Source organism: Flavobacterium sp. KH_001 (assembly GCF_057840745.1).
Window position 1 is genome coordinate 2,840,582 of sequence record NZ_CM174520.1, and the last position, 19,234, is coordinate 2,859,815.

17 protein-coding genes are annotated in these 19,234 nt (G+C 33.9%); 5 read left to right on the top strand and 12 right to left on the bottom strand.

What is annotated here, in order from left to right:
• Positions 1 to 96 precede the first annotated feature (96 nt).
• Positions 97 to 1,275, top strand: a complete 1,179-nt coding sequence (locus AC3ITQ_RS12290) for an AIR synthase related protein (RefSeq protein ID WP_489234522.1) — start codon at positions 97 to 99, stop codon at positions 1,273 to 1,275.
• Positions 1,276 to 1,460: 185 nt separating this feature from the next.
• Positions 1,461 to 1,817 (top strand): hypothetical protein, encoded by a 357-nt coding sequence (locus tag AC3ITQ_RS12295; protein ID WP_375032112.1) that lies wholly within the window; start codon positions 1,461 to 1,463, stop codon positions 1,815 to 1,817.
• Between the two features lie 56 nt (positions 1,818 to 1,873).
• Here AC3ITQ_RS12295 and AC3ITQ_RS12300 read toward each other — a convergent pair whose 3' ends face one another.
• On the bottom strand, positions 1,874 to 4,723 hold the full coding sequence (locus AC3ITQ_RS12300) for a M16 family metallopeptidase (protein ID WP_489234523.1): 2,850 nt from the start codon (positions 4,721 to 4,723) through the stop codon (positions 1,874 to 1,876).
• Between the two features lie 260 nt (positions 4,724 to 4,983).
• Here AC3ITQ_RS12300 and AC3ITQ_RS12305 point away from each other — a divergent pair, with 260 nt between their 5' ends.
• Positions 4,984 to 5,580: a GNAT family N-acetyltransferase gene (locus tag AC3ITQ_RS12305; protein WP_489234524.1), complete on the top strand. Its 597-nt coding sequence runs from the start codon at positions 4,984 to 4,986 to the stop codon at positions 5,578 to 5,580.
• 134 nt (positions 5,581 to 5,714) lie between these two features.
• On the opposite strand, the gene AC3ITQ_RS12310 is transcribed toward AC3ITQ_RS12305, so the two are convergent.
• A complete protein-coding gene (locus AC3ITQ_RS12310; protein ID WP_489234525.1) occupies positions 5,715 to 6,338 on the bottom strand; it encodes a M949_RS01915 family surface polysaccharide biosynthesis protein in 624 nt (207 codons plus the stop codon).
• Between the two features lie 227 nt (positions 6,339 to 6,565).
• Between AC3ITQ_RS12310 and AC3ITQ_RS12315 the strand changes: the two genes are divergently transcribed.
• Both AC3ITQ_RS12315 and AC3ITQ_RS12320 read left to right on the top strand, forming a co-directional pair.
• Complete coding sequence (locus AC3ITQ_RS12315; protein WP_489238933.1) at positions 6,566 to 8,851, top strand: GH92 family glycosyl hydrolase; 2,286 nt, start codon at positions 6,566 to 6,568, stop codon at positions 8,849 to 8,851.
• Between the two features lie 70 nt (positions 8,852 to 8,921).
• Entirely contained in the window at positions 8,922 to 9,365 is a 444-nt protein-coding gene (locus AC3ITQ_RS12320; RefSeq protein ID WP_489234526.1) for a hypothetical protein, read from the top strand.
• A gap of 89 nt (positions 9,366 to 9,454) precedes the next feature.
• Here AC3ITQ_RS12320 and AC3ITQ_RS12325 read toward each other — a convergent pair whose 3' ends face one another.
• The 10 genes from AC3ITQ_RS12325 to AC3ITQ_RS12370 form a co-directional block, all read right to left on the bottom strand.
• Entirely contained in the window at positions 9,455 to 11,314 is a 1,860-nt protein-coding gene (locus tag AC3ITQ_RS12325; protein ID WP_489234527.1) for a M61 family metallopeptidase, read from the bottom strand.
• Positions 11,315 to 11,414: 100 nt separating this feature from the next.
• Entirely contained in the window at positions 11,415 to 11,693 is a 279-nt protein-coding gene (locus AC3ITQ_RS12330) for a DUF2805 domain-containing protein (protein ID WP_042563191.1), read from the bottom strand.
• Between the two features lie 120 nt (positions 11,694 to 11,813).
• Entirely contained in the window at positions 11,814 to 12,641 is an 828-nt protein-coding gene (locus AC3ITQ_RS12335) for a sterol desaturase family protein (RefSeq protein WP_489234528.1), read from the bottom strand.
• 110 nt (positions 12,642 to 12,751) lie between these two features.
• Positions 12,752 to 13,459, bottom strand: a complete 708-nt coding sequence (gene aqpZ, locus AC3ITQ_RS12340; protein ID WP_489234529.1) for an aquaporin Z — start codon at positions 13,457 to 13,459, stop codon at positions 12,752 to 12,754.
• A 24-nt stretch (positions 13,460 to 13,483) separates the two neighbouring features.
• On the bottom strand, positions 13,484 to 13,840 hold the full coding sequence (locus tag AC3ITQ_RS12345) for a DoxX family protein (RefSeq protein ID WP_489234530.1): 357 nt from the start codon (positions 13,838 to 13,840) through the stop codon (positions 13,484 to 13,486).
• Between the two features lie 87 nt (positions 13,841 to 13,927).
• The gene (locus tag AC3ITQ_RS12350; protein ID WP_489234531.1) at positions 13,928 to 14,824 is read right to left on the bottom strand and encodes an EamA family transporter; all 897 of its coding nucleotides are present in this window, start codon (positions 14,822 to 14,824) and stop codon (positions 13,928 to 13,930) included.
• Between the two features lie 222 nt (positions 14,825 to 15,046).
• Positions 15,047 to 16,186, bottom strand: a complete 1,140-nt coding sequence (locus AC3ITQ_RS12355) for a peptidylprolyl isomerase (protein ID WP_489234532.1) — start codon at positions 16,184 to 16,186, stop codon at positions 15,047 to 15,049.
• A 38-nt stretch (positions 16,187 to 16,224) separates the two neighbouring features.
• Positions 16,225 to 17,301 carry a peptidylprolyl isomerase gene (locus AC3ITQ_RS12360; RefSeq protein WP_489234533.1) on the bottom strand — a complete coding sequence of 359 codons (1,077 nt, stop codon included), beginning with the start codon at positions 17,299 to 17,301 and terminating at the stop codon, positions 16,225 to 16,227.
• 16 nt (positions 17,302 to 17,317) lie between these two features.
• On the bottom strand, positions 17,318 to 18,019 hold the full coding sequence (gldI, locus tag AC3ITQ_RS12365) for a gliding motility-associated peptidyl-prolyl isomerase GldI (RefSeq protein WP_489234534.1): 702 nt from the start codon (positions 18,017 to 18,019) through the stop codon (positions 17,318 to 17,320).
• Positions 18,020 to 18,025: 6 nt separating this feature from the next.
• On the bottom strand, positions 18,026 to 19,030 hold the full coding sequence (locus AC3ITQ_RS12370; RefSeq protein WP_489234535.1) for a DHH family phosphoesterase: 1,005 nt from the start codon (positions 19,028 to 19,030) through the stop codon (positions 18,026 to 18,028).
• Positions 19,031 to 19,234 lie beyond the last annotated feature (204 nt).

A 19,234-nucleotide genomic window follows, 5' to 3' on the forward strand; every position in this document is an offset into this window, starting at 1 on the left:
TAACTTCGTGATTTTTTTATCAATCAAACATCCGAATCAATCAAAGAATTAAAAAAAGGGATTATCTTTGCACCACATCAACACAAACTAATTTTCATGAGTTCAGATTCTAGCAAAAGGTACGCACAAAGAGGTGTTTCAGCATCAAAAGAAGACGTACACAACGCCATTAAAAATATTGATAAAGGTTTATTTCCACAGGCATTCTGCAAAATTGTTCCTGATTACTTAACTCAGGATTCATATCATTGCTTAATTATGCACGCTGACGGAGCCGGTACAAAATCGTCTTTGGCGTATATGTATTGGAAAGAAACCGGAGATATTTCTGTTTGGAAAGGAATTGCTCAGGATGCTTTAATCATGAATATTGATGATTTATTATGTGTTGGAGCAACAGATAATATCTTGCTTTCTTCTACTATCGGAAGAAACAAAAACTTAATTCCTGCCGAAGTTATCTCTGCAATCATCAACGGAACCGAAGAATTAATCAACGAATTAAAATCTTTCGGTGTTACCATTCATTCAACTGGTGGAGAAACTGCCGATGTTGGTGATGTCGTTCGTACTATTATTGTAGATTCTACTGTAACAGCTCGTATGAAACGCAGCGATGTTGTGGATAATGCCAATATTAAAGCGGGTGATGTAATTGTTGGTTTGGCTTCTTTTGGTCAGGCAACTTACGAAAAAGGCTATAATGGCGGAATGGGAAGTAACGGATTGACATCGGCACGTCATGATGTATTCGGAAAATATTTAGCTAAAAAATATCCGGAAAGTTATGATGCTCTTGTTCCTGAAGAATTAATTTATTCAGGTCAGGTAAGTCTAACAGATGAAGTAGAGAACAGCCCAATAAACGCTGGTCAGCTGGTACTTTCTCCAACAAGAACTTATGCGCCAATTATCAAGAAAATTTTAGATACTTATACGCCAAACGAAATTCACGGAATGGTACATTGCAGTGGAGGAGCGCAGACTAAAATTCTTCATTTTGTTCAAAATTTACACATTATAAAAGATAATTTATTCCCGGTTCCACCATTGTTCAAGTTAATTCAGGAACAATCAAAAACCGATTGGAAAGAAATGTATCAGGTTTTCAATTGCGGCCACCGTATGGAAATTTATGTTCCTGAAAATATTGCTCAGGATATTATTGCGATTTCAAAATCATTCAATGTCGATGCACAAATCGTTGGTAGAGTAGAAGCAGCTGATGCTAAGAAATTGACAATTACGAGCGAATACGGAACATTCGAATATTAATTTTTAAGTTACAAAGGTCCAGAGGTTCTGAGTTGCAAAGGTTTTTATACTGGAGTTTCAACAGGACCTTTTTTATTAATAATTAGCTTTTTTAGGAGCTAATCCCGCTATCCGTTACAATCTTTTGTGCCGAACCCCGGCACAAAAGGATTTTCACTGCTATCGGGGCTAAAAACACCAGAGTTATGTACGAGCTACTTTTTTGGAGATATTTAGATGAGATTTATTTGAATCATCACGAAGTTTACGAAGCACTTCTTGAAAAAGAAGAAGTTGAGGGATTAGAAACACTTCCGGTAGAGGTAATCTTTAACCGAATCGCTTCAGTATTCTCAGAATGGGAAAAAGTAGATGAGAACAGCTGGCAAAATACAAAAGGTAAAGGTGCATTTCAGGTTATTTCAACTCCACAAAGCATCAAAATCGACTGTTACGGAACCGAAGGCAAAACCATGAATAAGCTGGTCGAGCTAATGGAAGAATTTAAATGCCCTTTATACGACCCTCAGGTGCCGGAACGTTACGACGAAATGAGTGAATAATTATTATAAAAAAAAACTGTCCCAATTTTAGGGACAGTTTTTATTTATATGCGATTCTAATTTTTTGCCATTTCTGTTGATGGATTTAAAAGAACTGGCGCTCCAAAACCAATTTGTTCTAATTTTGACAGCTGCGTTTTTGCATCACCTGCTATTACATAAAACATTTCATTTACGTTTAAATATTTATTAGAGAGTTTTTGAATCTCCTCAATTGTCATGCCTTTTACAATGTTTTCACGCTGTTTAGCATAGTCATTTGGAAAGTTATAGTTGCCGATCTCATAAAGCATATTCAGTTTAGCTGATAAAGTTTCAAATGCTCTTGCATTACTTTTAATTAAAAAGTCTTTAGTGACATCAAGATCGCTCTTGCTGAATTTTTTACCGTACTGTTCTGTTATTTCTTTTATCAAACTAATTGATTCATAGGTTATGTTAGATCGTACACCACTTTCAATAGAAAATGAACCTTTGTTGTTTGAACCTTCAAACATAGATGAAATACCATACGTGTATCCTTTTCCTTCTCTTAATTGTTGTGTCAGTTCAGAGGCAAAGCCACCTCCTCCCAAACGGTAATTCATTACTTTGGCAGGATAAAAATCTTTGTCAGTAGCGGCAAGAGCAAGATATCCTATTCGAATAACAGATTGTTTTGCATCAGGAACGTCATAAAAATAAATTTTTGATTTGGCTACTCCTTTTGTGCTTTCTATTTTAGGAATAATAATGTCTTTCGACTTCCATTCTTCATTTAATGAATTTAATGAACTATTTGCATCTGATTCCGAAATGGCACCAACAATTTGAAAATTAGAAACAGAGGGAGAAATATTCTTCGTATAGTAGTTTTTTAAATCTTCAATAGTAATGTTTTTTACAGAATTCTCGGTTCCAATATTGTTATTGGACAGAATAGATGCTTCGCCGTGAATTATTTTTTTAAACTCATTGTCTGCAATATCGTTTGGACTTGCTTTTTGCTGTAGAATTTTACTTAAAGTACTTTGTTTGATCAAATCAAATTCTTTTGCATCCCAACGTGGTTGAAGTATTATTTCCTGAACAAGTTTCATTGTTTCGTTATAGTTCTTTGCCAGTGTATTTCCCTTAATAAAAACAGCTTCATCAGTTGCATAGGCTTTAATTACTGCACCAAGACTTTCGATTGCATTTTCTAATTGTTCAGGTGTTTTGTTTTTTGTTCCTTTTGTCATCAATTCTGCCATCATATTAGAAATGCCTATTTTATTTGCAGTTTCTAAAAGCATTCCGCCCTTAATTTGTAATTGAAACTGAACAAGAGGTACTTCATGGTTTTCAATTCCCAAAACGTTTATACCAGATGATAATTTCTTTTTCCAGACCACAGGCAATTTTACATTAGGACTATCTCCGTAGGGAGGCTCTACACTTCTGTCAAAAGCTGAAGGTGTTTTTTTATACGTAGCTGCAATACTGGCATCAAAAGTATCCTCTTTACCGTTAATTATTTTTTCTTCCTCAAGCACAGCTAACTCAGAACCTTCCAAAACTAAATTGGCCTGACCTTTTGGTACGAAACTCGTAGCTACAAAATGTTTTCCTTTTATATAGGTATTATAAACCCGCATAACATCTTCAGGAGTTACTGCAAGAATATTTTTTATATCCTGATTAATATAATCTGGCGTTCCCGCATAAATCTTATATTGGGCCAATTGAAATCCTTTTCCCAGAACACTTGCTAAATCATTGTAAAAGGCGGTTTCCTGTGTGGCTTTAATTCTGTTTAAATCCTGTTGTGAAATTCCTTCGGCTTCAAAATTTTTAAACGATTCGTTTATTCCTTTTTGTACTTCATTTAAATTTGTTTTATCAAAAGCAGTAACCTGAACGAAATACTGTCCCGCTATTTCAGAATTATATTGAGACATATCGACATCATCAGTCAATTTTTTGTCTTCTACAAGTGTTTTGTATAGAGGTGCTTTTTTACCCCTTGAAAGGTAATTGGCCAAAACTTCTAAGGCATAACTATCAGGGTGATATTTATAAACAGATGGCCATGTAATAGTTAATTGCGGTAAACGGGCAAAATTATCTTCATAATAAAGTTTTTTAGATGCTGTAAGCGTTACAGGCTGCTTCTCCATATTCGGAATATCTACGCCACGTTTTATTTCGCCAAAGTATTTTTCCACCCATTTTTTTGCTTGATTTGTATCAAAATCACCAGCAATGGTTAACGTTACATTATTAGGCACATACCAGCGATTGTAGAAGTTTTTTACGTCATCTAGCGTGGCATTTTGTAAATCTTCCAAAGAACCAATAACTTCCCAGCTATACGGATGTGAAGCAGGATATAAATTTTTATCAATTACGGCAAAGGTATTTCCGTAAGGTCTATTATCGTAACTCTGTCTTTTTTCATTTTTAACTACTTGTTTTTCTTTGGAAAGAACAGGATCTGTTACGGTGTTAATAAAATAACCCAGTTTATCGGCTTCGGCCCAAATCATTTTTTCCAAAGCATCTTTAGGTACTGTTTGATAATAATTCGTACGATCTCTGCTTGTTGAACCATTCGCACCAGAGCCACCAATTCGTGCGCTCATTTTATCAAGGCCTCCTTTTCCTAAGTTTTCTGATTCGAGAAAAAGTAAATGTTCAAATAAATGGGCAAATCCAGTACGGCCTGTAGTCTCTCTGGCTGATCCTACATGACAGGTCAAAGCGACAGCAACAACCGGATCAGATCGATCAATATGAAAAATTACATTTAGTCCGTTATCTAATGTAAACTGTTCAAATTCTACCTTAAATTCCTTCGACTGGCTTGTTTTATTCTGATTTTGCGAATAAGAATAAAATCCAGTAAAAAAAACAAAGAGAAGTATTAAAAATGGGTTTGATTTCATGGTTTGGCTTTTGTAGTTGAAACTTAATTTTTTGCTTTAAATAATTGGCTAGTGAATTTTACTGCGAAATTAACGAAATAAAAAGAATAAATTATTGAATGTTAATAAGTTAAATTCTGTTAATTTTTGACTTAAATCGGTACAGGTAAGATTTGTTGTAAAACTTGATTTTTAATTTTTATAAGGTAATTTTTGACCTTTTATATGGTCAATGTTTAAAAGAACTTTGTTTCTTTGTATTCATCCAAAATAGTATAGACATGAATTTGAATTTTCCTCAAAATGTAGTACTCGAAGACGAAATGGTTTTACTTCGCCCACTAGAACGCACCGATATCGAAAATCTATTGGATATCTCCGTGAACGAACCAGAAACCTGGAAATATTCTTTAGTAGGGGCAGACGGAAAAGAAAATCTCATTAATTATGTTGAGTCGGCACTAAAAGCAAGAGAAGAAAAAAGAGAATTCCCATTTATCGTTTTCGATAAAAAATCTCAAAAGTATGCAGGTTCGACTCGTTTTTATGATATTCAGCTTCAATATAAAACGTTACAATTAGGCTACACTTGGTACGGTTCTGCCTTTAGAGGAACCGGTCTTAACAAACATTGTAAATTCTTATTACTTCAATTTGCTTTCGAAACCTTAGGAATGGAGCGTGTAGAATTCCGTGCCGATAATAACAACGAAAGAAGTATCGCCGCCATGAAAAGCATCGGCTGCAAAGTCGAAGGCGTTTTAAGAAGCCATATGCCAACTGCAAACAGCGAGGTTCGTCGTGATTCAATAGTTTTAAGTATTCTTAAAGAAGAATGGTTTAACGAAGTAAAAGAAAATCTAAAGGGAAAGTTATAAAAAAGAGCCGTAGGCTCTAAAAATATTGTAGGGCTGGACTTCAGTCCAGTTTAGGAGTAAAGTAAATTGAATTTGACATTACCATTGCCATTGTCATTGCCATTGCTATTGTCATTGTCATTGTCATTAATCTTCTACCCATCTTTCAATAATAACCCCTGCTCGTTTCTTATTTTATCGACTAGTTTATCTACATAAGTTTTTATTTTCTGCGGTAATAAATTCCAATTCGCATCTTTTTTAAAACTCCTGCATTCATCGAAAACACATTCAACTGCGCGAATTACATATTTTTTATTTTTATAAACGGTAATGATTTTCACTCGACTTATTTCGTCGTCTTCATTTTTTGCTCCATAAATAATAATGGGTTCAATATAACCATCTCCATCAAGATCTTTAGTACTGCAATATTTTGTCCAAAACCAGATGTTGGTTTCTTGTGGTTCTGTGATTTCAAGTAGATCGTTTATTCGCCATTTTTCGAGAAAACCACCATGATCATTGATAGTACAAATGGCTTGAATTTTAGTATTTAAAGTATCTTTTTTACTAATTGTTTTTTGATTCTCACATAAAAGCAATTCGTAAACGCCGCCTTTGTCACTGTATTCAAAAGCTTTATATATTGGGAAATCTGAAACGCCGTCCAGTTCTCTTTCTGTAATTTGCTCTTTTGTAAGTCTGTAACTTTCGACTTTTTGAGCATATATAAATGTCGCAGTTAAATGAAGCAGAATGAAAATATAATTTTTCATGAATGGGATTACATTTTTAGTAACTCAAAGATATTTAAAACGTTTTAAGCTCAGAGTAATTTATATTTTTTAAAAAGCATATTTTATTGTATTTTTCTAACCTAAAAGTATTGATAAAACGTTTTAGTAAATACCTGATATTGTTTTATTCAAAAAATAATGATTAAATAAAATACCCAATGAATAGAGTAAATTGTAAAAAAATTCTTTTTGGATTGTCATTTTTAATGCTTGGATATGTTGCCAATGCTCAGAAAAAAACAACTGAAAAACGAAATTTGATTCAGTATGTAGATCCCATGATTGGAACGGCGAAAATGGGACATACTTATCCTGGTGCAACAGTGCCTTTTGGAAGTGTGCAATTAAGCCCGGAAACAGATACGATTGCTTATGGCTTAAACGGAAAATACAACGGTGAGGTTTATAAATATTGTGCAGGATATCAATATGAAGATAAAACGATCGTTGGTTTCAGTCATACTCATTTCAGCGGAACAGGACATTCTGATTTAGGTGATTTTCTAATTATGCCGACAACAGGTAAGTTGCAATTGAATCCGGGAGTGGCTTCAAAGCCACATTCTGGTTATCGTTCTGCATTTTCTCATACAACCGAAAAGGCTGAACCCGCTTATTACAGCGTTCTTCTAGAAGATCATAACATCAAAGCAGAATTGACAGCAACAACGCGCGTTGGGATGCATCAATATACTTTTCCAAAATCGGACGAAGCGCATATTATTCTGGATTTAACTTCCGGAATTTACAATTACGATAAAAAGAATGTATGGACATTTGTTCGAGTGGAAAATGATACTTTAATTACCGGATATAGACAAACAAACGGTTGGGCAAGAACGAGAACCGTTTATTTTGCAATGTCTTTCAGTAAGCCTATTAAGAGTTACGGACAAGCTGCACAGGAAAAAAGTGTTTACAGAGGTTTTTGGGGAAGATTTGATCAAACCAAAAATTTCCCGGAAATGGCAGGTCAAAATCTAAAATTGTTTTTTGACTTTAATACCGCAGAAGGAGAAAAAATCAAAATAAAAATGGCTTTATCTCCAGTGAGTTCTGCAGGAGCGTTAGAAAACATGAAGAAAGAAGTTCCAGGCTGGGATTTTGAAAAAGTAAAAAAACAAAGTCAGGAAGTGTGGAATAATGAGTTGAATAAAATTCAGATTGACGCCATTCAAAAAGAAGATTATGTCAATTTTTACACTGCCATGTACCACGCCTTTTTAGGTCCAACGGAATACATGGATTTAGATGGAAATTATAAAGGTTTGGATATGAACGTTCATAAAGCAGATAACTTTAAGAATTATACAAGCTATTCTTTATGGGATACTTACAGGGCATTACATCCGTTTTTTAATATTGTCCAAACAACAAGAAACTCAGATATGGTGAGTTCGATGCTGGCACATTCGGAGCAAAGTGTGCATAAAATGTTACCCATCTGGTCGCATTATGCTAATGAAAACTGGTGTATGATTGGTTATCATTCGGTTTCTGTAGTGGCTGATGCTATCGTAAAAGGTAATACTAATTTTGATCCGGAAAAAGCACTTCAGGCTTGTGTGAACACAGCAAAAGTACCTTATTATGACGGATTGGAATATTATATGAAAATGGGTTACGTTCCTGAAGATAAAAATGGTTCTTCGGTTTCAAAAACTTTAGAATATGCTTATGATGATTGGGCGATTGCACAGGCCGCGAAGAAATTAGGAAAAACCGAAATCTATAAGGAATTTATCGAAAGATCTAAAAACTATAAAAATGTTTATGATGCCAAAACAGGTTTCATGCGTCCTAAATTAAATGACGGAACTTTCAAAAAAGAATTTGATCCATTAGATACACACGGACAAGGTTTCATTGAAGGAAATTCATGGAATTACAGCTTGTACGTGCCTCAGGATCCGGCCGAAATGATTAAGATGATGGGTGGAAATGACAAATTCAATGTTCGTTTAGATTCGTTATTCAATATGCATTTGCCGGACAAATATTTTGAGAATACAGAAGATATTACCAGAGAAGGAATCATCGGGAATTATGTTCATGGAAATGAACCTTCGCACCACGTTGTGTATTTATACAATTGGACCAATTCTCCTTGGAAAGCACAAGACAAAATAAGAATGATCCTGAAAAAAATGTACCGAAATGGTGCAGACGGTTTAGGAGGAAATGATGATTTCGGGCAAATGAGCGCCTGGTATATTTTTAGCAGTTTAGGATTTTATCCGGTAGCACCTGGTTCTGACGAATATGCATTAGGAAGTCCGTTGGTTAAGAATGCTATTTTTAATTTAGAAAACGGAAAAACATTTGAAGTTGAAACAGTAAATCAGTCGGATAAAAATGTCTTTGTGAGCAAAGTACTTTTAAACGGAAAAGAATTATCGAAACCTTTTCTAAAACATGGAGATGTTATGAATGGTGGAAAAATCACGTTTTATATGAGTAGTAAACCGAACAAGAAGAATTATCAAAATTAATAAAAAGACAAACGTGACAGATTTTGAAAAAACTTCACGAAATTTGCACCTCAAATAAAAGATACGTATTATGAAAATAAATCTAAAATCAGGAATTGATAAATTGCTTTTCGGAATGAAGCAAAATGATGTTACAGCTGTTTTTGGCAAACCTGATAAAAATTATAAAGACGAAGATGATAATGTTATTTTTGTGTACAATTCACATAAAATCAGATTGACATTTTATGAAGAAGAAGAACTGAAATTAGGTTATTTAGTAGCATCAAGCAATGATTTAGAGGTTTTCGGATTCAAGATTATCGGAAGAAAAATTGCAGATGTGAAGAAAGATTTCGCAACAAAAGGAATTACAAAATACACTCAGGAAACTTTTGATACTTTCGAAAACTATTTCAATGAAGACAATTGGTTTATTCTTCAAACGGAGTTTGATGAAGTAGTGAAGTTTGAAATTGGGGCAATCATCAATGAAAAAGATGAATTTGCCTGGAAATTTCCGGTAAAGAAATAAGCGCAATATTGTCGTTTCTGATAAAAAATGAGAATAAAAAAAGCTCCAATCTATTGATTGGAGCTTTTTTCTTTATTGATTAAAAGAAATTATCCTTTCAACCATGCATTTTTAAGTTTCTCTTTAGATGCGTCTGTTGCTTTAAAAGTTTCTGTTTCTTCGTATGGTAATTTCACAGTTCCTTTGATAGTCTGTTCAACACCGGCACGTTTTATTTTAACTGTAATAGGATCATTTTCTTTCCAGTTTTCACTTTCTCCAATTAAATCATAAATGTTATCTAAGTTGTATGCTTTATCATTAATAGAAACAATTCCATCGCCACCTTTAAGATTTAAATTAGTAAAGAATACGTTCAGGTCAATATCAGCACGTACACTAATCGCTTTCGTTGCTTTGTCAACACCAATATAAGGAGTTTGCCCTTTAATGAAAATTGATCCTGGTTTTTTCTCAGTTGCTTTTGTTACGCCTACTTTTGCTAAATAAAAATCATAAGGAATTGGAGTGGTTCCAGCCACATATTTAGTTAAGAATTCACCAACTTCAGGATAAGTCAATTGGGTAATTTTTGCAAAAAGTTCATTGTCATTAAATGGTTTTTCAACACCATATTCATTAGCTAATTTATGCATTAAATCAAGAATACCTCTTTCTCCGTTGCTTTTCTCTCTAATGATAATATCAATGCACATTCCGATTAAAGCTCCTTTTTGATATACGTTTAAGTATTGATCTTTATAAGGCTGCTCTAAAACATTTTTACTCATTACAGTAAACGACATTGTATCATTTAAGCCTTTTGCCTGTTCAATTTTGTCTGCTATACGAGTGTAAAATTCTGCTTCATTAATTAATCCCTGATTGATTTGGAAAAGATTTGCAAAATATTCCGTTACACCTTCATACATCCATAAATGTTCAGACATTTGAGGTGCATTATAGTCAAAATACTGAATTTCTTTTGAGTGGATGGTAAGCGGAGTCACAATATGGAAAAATTCATGAGAAACAACATCTTTCATCGATTCTACTAATTTTTCTTTTGGCATTGATTCAGGCAAAACAACTGTAGTTGCCGTTGGGTGCTCTAAAGCTCCAAAACCATGTGCATCATCTTTAGCCATGCTTGATAAATACAATAAAACGGTATATTTTTTAGTAGCATTTACTTTTCCTAAAAAGTTTTTCTGAGCCGTCATCATCGTTTTCATTTCCGGAGTAATACTTTCTGCAGTAAATTTTCCTGTTGGAGAATAAACAGCAATCAGAATATCCATTCCGTTAACGTTGAATGTAGTGTAGTCTGGCTTAGAATACATAATTGGATTTTCTACCAAAATAGCATAACGAGGAGTTTTAAAAACGTCACTTGTTTTACTTGCATCTTCATCAGTCATTGAAGTTGCTCCCCATAATGTTTCAGGATGAGTAATCGTAACATTATATGGAACATCTAGTTTATCTTTAAAATAGCCTACAAAACCATGCGTGTTAACCATGAAATTAACTCCTGCATTGATATTAGTTCCTGCTGGCGAAAAAACATCGTCATTACCAAATCCGGTTCCTTTTTCGGTATCAAAAGTATCTCCTACTAAATAAGTAATCTTTTTTAATGTTTTTGCATTCGAGATAGACCATGAATTATCGTCAATTCTTTTTACCGTTAATTCATTTCCTTTAGCATCAAAAGCTTTAAAACCATCTGAATACTTTCCGTAATTATCTGTAGAATAAGTTCCCGGAACTGTTTTTGGGATACTGTAGATAATTTCGTCAGTTTTAATTGCAGGAGGAGTAACAGTTACCAAAACTTTATCGTCTTTTACATCGACAAGATTGATGTTTACATCTACGGTATTGCTTTTTGCAGCACCTGATGTACTACCCGTTTTACAGCTCCATAGTGTTACAGCTAGAGCTAAGGTGTAAATAATTTTTTTCATTTGTTCGCGTTTAGTTATGTGTATTTGACTGATAAAATGGAAAATTGTTACAATACTTATATAAAAATAAAAAAAACTCCTGAATTACAGGAGTTTTATACTAGTCGAGTTTGTTCTTTATATAATATTTACCATCCAAATCCTCATCAAAATCGTCTATTTTAACTGGTTTTGGTTTCGGTTTATTTGCAATTGCCTTCTTTTTCCACATTTCAAATTTTTCAAGCGGCATTTTCTTTTTCATGATTTCCAAAACTTCTTTTTCTGCCAATCCAAATTCTTTTTTAATAATTTCAAATGGATTTCTTTCTTCCAAGGCTAGCGAAACAAGTTTTTCTGTTTGTTCCCAGCTCAACTCTTTGCGGTTACTCTTTTTCATCACGTGAAAATTAATTCAAAATAGGGGTTAATGATTAATAGATTGATTTTCAATTTAAGTATCAATATTAATAAAAAAAATAATTAGTTGGTTCGATCAGGGATGTTTTTTTTAATGATTTTAACTGTTTTTTATTGATCTTGATTTTTGAAACGGAATTTGTAGCAGATTTTTCAATTTGTTGTGCTCTTCGGCCGCCATATGGGTGTCAACTCCATAAATTAATTCTTCTTTTGGTAACGTGGTAAAAGTACCAAAAAGCCGATCCCAAATAGAGAAAATATTACCATAATTACTATCTGTATAAGGCAAAACATAGTGGTGATGAACTTTATGCATATTGGGAGAAACAATGAAATAACTCAGAAAGACATCTAACTTGTTAGGTAGTGAAATATTGGCATGATTGAACTGAGATGCAACTACAGATAAGGATTGATAAAGAAAAACCATCCACATCGGGCTTCCTGCAATTAAGACGCCTGCAGTGGTAAATAAAAAACGAATGATACTCTCGCCAGGATGATGCCTGTTTGCTGTTGTAGTGTCAATCCAAATATCAGTATGATGGATAAGATGAAAGCGCCAAAGAAATTTCACTTTATGCTGAATAAAATGTGCCAGATAAGCGCCAATTAAGTCCAAAAGAAGCAATCCAACAATAGTGTACAGCCAAATAGGAATTTCGGGTAACCAATGCAGAATTCCGAAATGATTCTCTGTCGTCCAGCTAGCGGTTTTAATCAGGATAAAAGCCAAAACAAAATTGACGATAATTGTAGTGAGTGTCAGAAAAAAGTTGATTCCCGCATGATGCCATTTTCGGTATGGCATCTGAAATAAAGGGAACGTATTTTCAATTAACCAAAAAATAGTAATTCCTCCAACCAGAATCAAGCTTCGGTGTGAAGATGGAATTGTACTGAAGTAAGCAATAATATCATTCATGATAATGCAATTTTAAAGAAAGCCATTCATCAATATAAAGCAATAAAAAAGAGAAAATCAAATATAAATATATCTGATTTTCTCTTAAAATTTTATAATTGAGTAAAAAATTACGCTGCGTCGTGATTTTGAAGCAATGACTTATAAATAAAACCAGCGACAATTGCTCCTAAAATTGGTGCAACCCAAAATAACCAAACCTGAGATAGTGGTTCTCCACCAACAAAAACGGCTTGTGATAATGATCTTGCAGGATTTACAGAAGTATTGGTAATTGGAATACTTATTAAGTGAATTAAAGTTAAACCTAATCCGATTGCGATGCCGGCGAATCTTCCGTTTGCAAATTTATCGGTTGCTCCTAAAATGATTAGTAAGAAGAACAAGGTTAATACAAACTCAGCAATAAAAGCTGATGATAGTGAGTATCCATCTGGAGAAAAAGCCCCAAAACCATTCGATGCAAATGCTCCGGCTTTAGTATTATCAATAGCAAAACCGGCTTTTCCTGAAGCAATTGTGTACAAAGTTCCTGCTGCCGCAATTGCACCAACACATTGTGCAATAATATAGGGAACTAAATCTTTTGCCGGAAATCTTCCACCAGCCCATAAACCAAAAGAAACGGCTGGATTAAAATGTCCGCCCGATATATGCCCAACAGCGTAAGCCATTGTTAAAACCGTTAAACCAAAAGCTAAAGCTACACCCGCAAATCCAATTCCTAATTCAGGGATTCCGGCAGCAAAAATCGCGCTTCCGCAACCTCCAAATACCAGCCAATAGGTTCCGAAAAATTCTGCAAATAATTTTTTCATAGTAAAATAATTTAATGGTTAATGTTAGAATGTATATTGGTAAGCCCAATAAATCAAAACAATTTGTAAGGGCAAACGTACAAATAAAATCCATTTTGGCAAGCCGAAACCAGCTTTTTTATCTTGAAACATGAATAGGTTAGCAGGAAATATAGCAATCAGTAATGCTATAATACCCCATGCAGCAAATCTTTTTGAAAAAGGAAACAGTAGGAGAACGCCTAAAAGTATTTCAGCAGCTCCACTTAAAGTATTTATTAATTTGGGGTTTTTAAATATGGGCGGAATGATTCGAATGTACATTCCGGGTCTTCTAAAATGATTAATTCCAGCAATTATATACAAAAAAGCCATTAAATATAAATGCCAGGGTAAGTTCATGATATCGTATTGTTTATCACGAATTTATAAAAAAATTAACAATTATAACATTACAAGAAGCTTTTTTTTAATACTATGTAAAATGAACTAATGTTTACGTTTAAAATTTACATTCATTATAATAATCGCCAGGATAATTAAAACAATTCCAACCCATTGAGAAAAGATAACTTTTTCGTTTAAAAGTACATAAGCCATCATTACTGAAACGGGTAATTCTAAAGCAGAAACAATACTTCCTAAACCAATTCCGGTTAATGGAAAACCTGCATTCATAAGCATTGGTGGAATAATAGTACCAAATAGAGATAACACAATTCCCCATTTCATAAAAATCTCCAGATTAAATGGCGTTACCTGAGTAACAAATGCAAATGAAAAAACAATTACGGCGCCTCCTAAAAGCATATACAAACTACGCTGTGCTGATGAAATTTCAGTAGCAACACGATTTGCGGTAAACATAGTTGTAGTGAAAGAAGCCGCAGCCATTACTCCCCAAGCCAGTCCTCTCCAATCTAATTGTATATCATTATTGATGATATTAGTAGCCAAAACAGTTCCGATAAGGACAATAAAAACAGCAATTACTTTTTGTTTTGAAGGTAGTTTTTTTTCTAAAATCATCTCTAGTAAAACGCCCATCCAAACAGTTTGCATCAATAAAACGATTCCAATAGAAACTGGAATGTATTTTACAGCCAAATAATAAAACAAGCTTGTCATTCCTAAAGAAGTACCAGCCAGCATTAAGCTAAAAATATTCTTTGGAGTAGCTTTTACCACCTTGTCTTTGTGCTTTATTTTTTGAAAAGTATTAATTAACAGAATTCCAATAATCCCCAAAACAAATTGAGAAGTTGTTACCTCGGCAGTGGTATATCCTTCAGAATAGGCCATTTTTACAAAAGTGGCTAACATTCCGTAAGTTGTAGCTCCTAAAGCAACTAAAAATACTCCTTTTAATACATTGTTTTGTGACATCTGAATTTATTTTTTAAAAAATTTAAGCCGGCAAAGGTAAGCTATTTTGTTTGTGATTTAGCATAAAATTGAGGTAAACGTTATTCTTTATCTATTTTTTAAGATCTCATTAAAGTGTAAATTGAATATTTCTCAGAATGATAAAAAGGAATTAAAATATAAAAGCCACCAAATTCTGTGATTTGATGGCTTTGTATTTTTGGTTAAAATAATCTGAATGAATTACTTCACAGGTTGATTTTGATACGTTTCAATTTCAAAAATTAAAGTAGCGTTTGGCGGAATTACACCTCCGGCACCTTTTTCTCCATAAGCTAAATTGGATGGCAGGAAGAAAATTGCTTTTTGTCCGTCAGTCATCATGTCAAGCGCTTCAATGAACCCAGGAATCATTCCGTCTTTTTTTCCTACTGTAAAAGGAAAAGCTTTATATCCGCCTTGTGCATCTCTGCTGGCATCGTATTTACCGTAGGCTTTTGCTACACCTGACATACTGCTGTCAAAAAGATTTCCATCTTCAAAATAACCTGCATAGTGAAAGTAAATGTTTGATCCATCAGCACCTTTTACACCAGTTCCTTTTTGTGTTATCACATATTTTAAACCAGATGCTGTTGTAGTCGCTTTTGCTTTTGTTGCTGCAAAATAAGCTGCTTTATCTTTGATCACTTTTTGACCTTCAAGTTTTTTAGCTTCTTCTTTTTTAACGTCATCAGCTAAAACTTTTACGGCATCAAATTTTTTGGCTGCGGCACCTTTGCGAGTAATCGTAATCTTTGTCATGATATCGTCCTGAACAATTTTATTTACATTGTCCATTCCGGAAACTACATGTCCAAAAATAGTATGTTTACCATTTAACCAAGGTGTTTCTTTGTGTGTGATAAAAAACTGGCTTCCGTTAGTAGCAGGGCCAGAATTTGCCATTGCTAAAATACCGCCTTTGTCAAATTTTAATTCTTCTCTAAACTCATCTTTAAAAGCATAGCCCGGTCCTCCAGAACCATTTCCATCAGGATCTCCACCCTGAATCATGAAATCGTTAATAACTCTGTGGAATTTTAATCCATCGTAAAATGGCTTTCCTTTTAGTTTTTCGACTTTAACATTAGGATTTTTACCTTCTGCCAAAGAGATAAAGTTAGCAACCGTAACAGGAGCTTTTACATATTCTAAAGAAACAACAATATCTCCTTTTGTTGTAGCAATTGTAGCAAAAATACCATCATTTGGATCTGCTTTAGCAACTGTTTTGGCTACTGTTTTTGTTGGTGTAGCTTTTTTTGCTACAGGTTTTTTTGTTATCTGAGCCTGAATGTTTACTATTGCAAGGCAAAATAAAAATAGAAATTTAAATTTCATCGTATTCCGAATTTAAGTCTATGATAAGTTTTAAAATATTATTGTGGTTTTTCTAATAATTGAATTTCAAAAACAATATTAGCATTTGGTGGAATTACACCTCCAGCTCCGGTAGCTCCATAAGCCAAATGAGATGGAATAAAAATAACTGCCTTATCTCCAAATGAAAGTTGTTCAATTCCTTCAATAAAACCTGGAATCAGACCTGATTTGCTTCCCGCTGTAAAAGGAATTGGCTGATATGCTTTTGCCTCAGCTCTTGCAGGATCAAATTTTCCAAAAGTTTTAGCAACTTCTTCGACACTTGAATCAAAAAGGGTTCCGTTTTCTAAGAAACCTGAATAGTGAATGTAAACCTGAGTCCCTGTTGCAGGTTTTTTTCCTGTTCCTTTTTCAGTAATTACATATTCTAATCCAGTACTTGTTTTTGTAGCTTTCGTTTTTAAAGCAGCAAGAGCCTCAACTTTTTCTTTTTGAACGCCTGCATATTTACTTTGTTCTTTTGCTATTTCTGAAAAATAATCATGAAATACTTTTACGGCATCAAATTTTTTAGCTGCTTCACCATTTCTAATGATCGTTACAGTAACAATTTTATCGTCTTGTTTTACCTGATTTACTACTTCTTGCCCTTTTTCAACTACATGACCAAAAATAGTATGTTTTCCATCTAACCATGGCGTTTCAACATGTGTGATGAAAAATTGGCTGCTGTTTGTTCCGGGACCGTTATTAGCCATTGCCAGAACGCCACCTTTGTCAAATTTTAAATCAGTGATTTCGTCTTTAAATTTATATCCGGTATCTCCAGAACCAGTTCCTTCAGGATCTCCGGTTTGAATCATAAAATCTTCAATTACTCTGTGAAATTTTAAACCATCATAAAAAGGTTTTCCTTTAAGATAGTCTTTGGTAACAAATTCGTTTTTACCTTCTGCTAAGGTTACAAAATTGGCTACTGTAATTGGTGCTTTTTTATAATCCAATTCAACAATAATATGTCCTTTGTTTGTTTCAATATCAGCATACAGACCATCAGGCAAATTGCTATGCTCGTCTTTACAAGAATAAAATGAGGTAACGGCTAGTAATAATAATAAAATACTTTTTTTCATTTTTAAAATGTTGTTTTTATGGGTTTATTGTATCTTTTTTAGTTTGAACTGCTGGTTTTACTGTTGCAGGTTTTGCCGCTACAGGTTTTGGAATTTGTCCAGGGGTTGTGGGAGCTGCAGTTTGCCCTGTTGGAGTTTGTGTCGCTGGAACTGCCGCTTTTGGAGCTGAAGGATCCGGAACAAAATTACGTAGGGTAACGGTACAGATTAAGGATTCATTAGGGCCAATTTTTTTGTTGTCACCATGATATCCGTAGGCAATATGAGATGGAAACAAAAAAGTTGCCGTCTCATTTTTACGCATTAGTTTGATACCATCACGCAATCCCATCATGATTTCTTGTTTGTCTACACGGTAAGTTTGTGGACCAAGATCAGCTTCTGAATAAATTACATTGCCTTTGATATCTTTTATTTCCAAATTGAAATAAGCAATATCACCTTTACGTGGCGTTTGCGTTTCGGTTAAATTTCTTTCTTCATAAGAAAGCCAATAGCCTTTTCTTGTAGCGTAATATTTTACTTTCGGATTGCTTTTGATGATCTTCTTAATAACTTTTTCTTCGTCTGCTATTAATTTCTTGTTGCGATCAACTGATTTTTTCATAAAAGATCCCGAAGCTTGTGAAATAGGTCTTCTGGCATCTTCATGCTGTTTACAGCTAACCAATAAAACAGCAAAAAGGAGCGTGTAAATGCTTAGTTTTATGTAGTTCATAGTAGGTTATATTTTTAGTTTAGTTACTAAATCTTCAAATTTTTTCAGGGTTTCTTCCATCGAAACATCTGATCTTCCACCGGCAGCATTACTATGTCCTCCGCCATTAAAATGATCTCTGGCAAACTGATTCACATCAAATCCACCTTGTGAACGGAAAGAAATTTTGATAATTTTCTCGTCTTTATTTTCGATAAAAATAGCAGTAAAAACAATACCTTTTATACTTAAGCCGTAATTTACAATTCCTTCAGTGTCACCTTTTACATAATCAAATGAATCCAGCTCTTGCTGAGTAAGCGAAGTATAAGAAGTTTTATGTTCTTCAAAAACTTTCATATTCTGCAAAGCACGTCCTAGTAATTGTAAACGACTGTACGAACTGTTATCGAATAATAAAACAGGAATCTGAGTATTTTCAACACCCAAATCAATCAATTCTGCAATAATTCGATGCGTGTTACCAGTAGTTCCCGGAAAACGGAATGATCCTGAATCGGTTAAAATTCCGGTATAGATGCAAGTTGCAATGGTTTTATCTAAATCTTCTTTTTTGTTTAAGAAAGAAATAAAATTGTAAATCATCTCACAAGTTGATCCGAATGAGGTGTCAGAGTAAGTGTATGCGGCATAATCATCAGGTTTTTGGTGATGATCAATCATGATAAATGGAGCAGTTAGTTTTGCTAAAGTATGTTCCATTTCGCCTGTACGGTGAAAAGCATTAAAGTCTAGCGTAAAAATCAACTCGGCTTCTTGCAATATTTTGGTACAGTTCTCAGTATCTTTTTCAAATATTTTTACAGTTTCAGAACCCGGAAGCCAGGCTAAAAAATCAGGAAAATCATTGGGTGCAATAACCGTTGGCTGGTGATTGTTTTTTAATAAAAAATGGTATAAAGCTAAAGTAGAACCCATAGCATCGCCATCTGGTCCTCTGTGCGGTATAATTGCAATTTTCTTTGGAGTCGCAAGCAACAATTGTATTGCCTGAATATCTTGTATTTTCATAGTGTGCGAATTTACATTTTTTTAATGTAATGTTGAAAACATTTTGGAGATTAACACACTTTTATAAATTATGAGTGAGGACTTATAAGTTATTAGTTTTGAATTGTGAAATTAGGGGTTATTGTTCCGCAGAGATTCGCTAAGAATTCACAGAGATTCACAAAGGAATTTGATTCGTAGGTTTTGGAATTTGGGATTTTTAAA

Excerpts from the sequence above, each read along its gene's own strand:
- AC3ITQ_RS12295 (WP_375032112.1), top strand. The coding sequence starts at position 1,461 with ATGTACGAGCTACTTTTTTGGAGATATTTAGATGAGATTTATTTGAAT.
- AC3ITQ_RS12305 (WP_489234524.1), top strand. The coding sequence starts at position 4,984 with ATGAATTTGAATTTTCCTCAAAATGTAGTACTCGAAGACGAAATGGTT.
- AC3ITQ_RS12310 (WP_489234525.1), bottom strand. The coding sequence starts at position 6,338 with ATGAAAAATTATATTTTCATTCTGCTTCATTTAACTGCGACATTTATA.
- AC3ITQ_RS12345 (WP_489234530.1), bottom strand. The coding sequence starts at position 13,840 with ATGAACTTACCCTGGCATTTATATTTAATGGCTTTTTTGTATATAATT.
- gldI (WP_489234534.1), bottom strand. The coding sequence starts at position 18,019 with ATGAACTACATAAAACTAAGCATTTACACGCTCCTTTTTGCTGTTTTA.
- AC3ITQ_RS12315 (WP_489238933.1), top strand. The coding sequence starts at position 6,566 with ATGCTTGGATATGTTGCCAATGCTCAGAAAAAAACAACTGAAAAACGA.
- AC3ITQ_RS12370 (WP_489234535.1), bottom strand. The coding sequence starts at position 19,030 with ATGAAAATACAAGATATTCAGGCAATACAATTGTTGCTTGCGACTCCA.
- aqpZ (WP_489234529.1), bottom strand. The coding sequence starts at position 13,459 with ATGAAAAAATTATTTGCAGAATTTTTCGGAACCTATTGGCTGGTATTT.
- AC3ITQ_RS12320 (WP_489234526.1), top strand. The coding sequence starts at position 8,922 with ATGAAAATAAATCTAAAATCAGGAATTGATAAATTGCTTTTCGGAATG.
- AC3ITQ_RS12350 (WP_489234531.1), bottom strand. The coding sequence starts at position 14,824 with ATGTCACAAAACAATGTATTAAAAGGAGTATTTTTAGTTGCTTTAGGA.
- AC3ITQ_RS12335 (WP_489234528.1), bottom strand. The coding sequence starts at position 12,641 with ATGAATGATATTATTGCTTACTTCAGTACAATTCCATCTTCACACCGA.
- AC3ITQ_RS12360 (WP_489234533.1), bottom strand. The coding sequence starts at position 17,301 with ATGAAAAAAAGTATTTTATTATTATTACTAGCCGTTACCTCATTTTAT.
- AC3ITQ_RS12325 (WP_489234527.1), bottom strand. The coding sequence starts at position 11,314 with ATGAAAAAAATTATTTACACCTTAGCTCTAGCTGTAACACTATGGAGC.
- AC3ITQ_RS12290 (WP_489234522.1), top strand. The coding sequence starts at position 97 with ATGAGTTCAGATTCTAGCAAAAGGTACGCACAAAGAGGTGTTTCAGCA.
- AC3ITQ_RS12300 (WP_489234523.1), bottom strand. The coding sequence starts at position 4,723 with ATGAAATCAAACCCATTTTTAATACTTCTCTTTGTTTTTTTTACTGGA.
- AC3ITQ_RS12330 (WP_042563191.1), bottom strand. The coding sequence starts at position 11,693 with ATGAAAAAGAGTAACCGCAAAGAGTTGAGCTGGGAACAAACAGAAAAA.
- AC3ITQ_RS12355 (WP_489234532.1), bottom strand. The coding sequence starts at position 16,186 with ATGAAATTTAAATTTCTATTTTTATTTTGCCTTGCAATAGTAAACATT.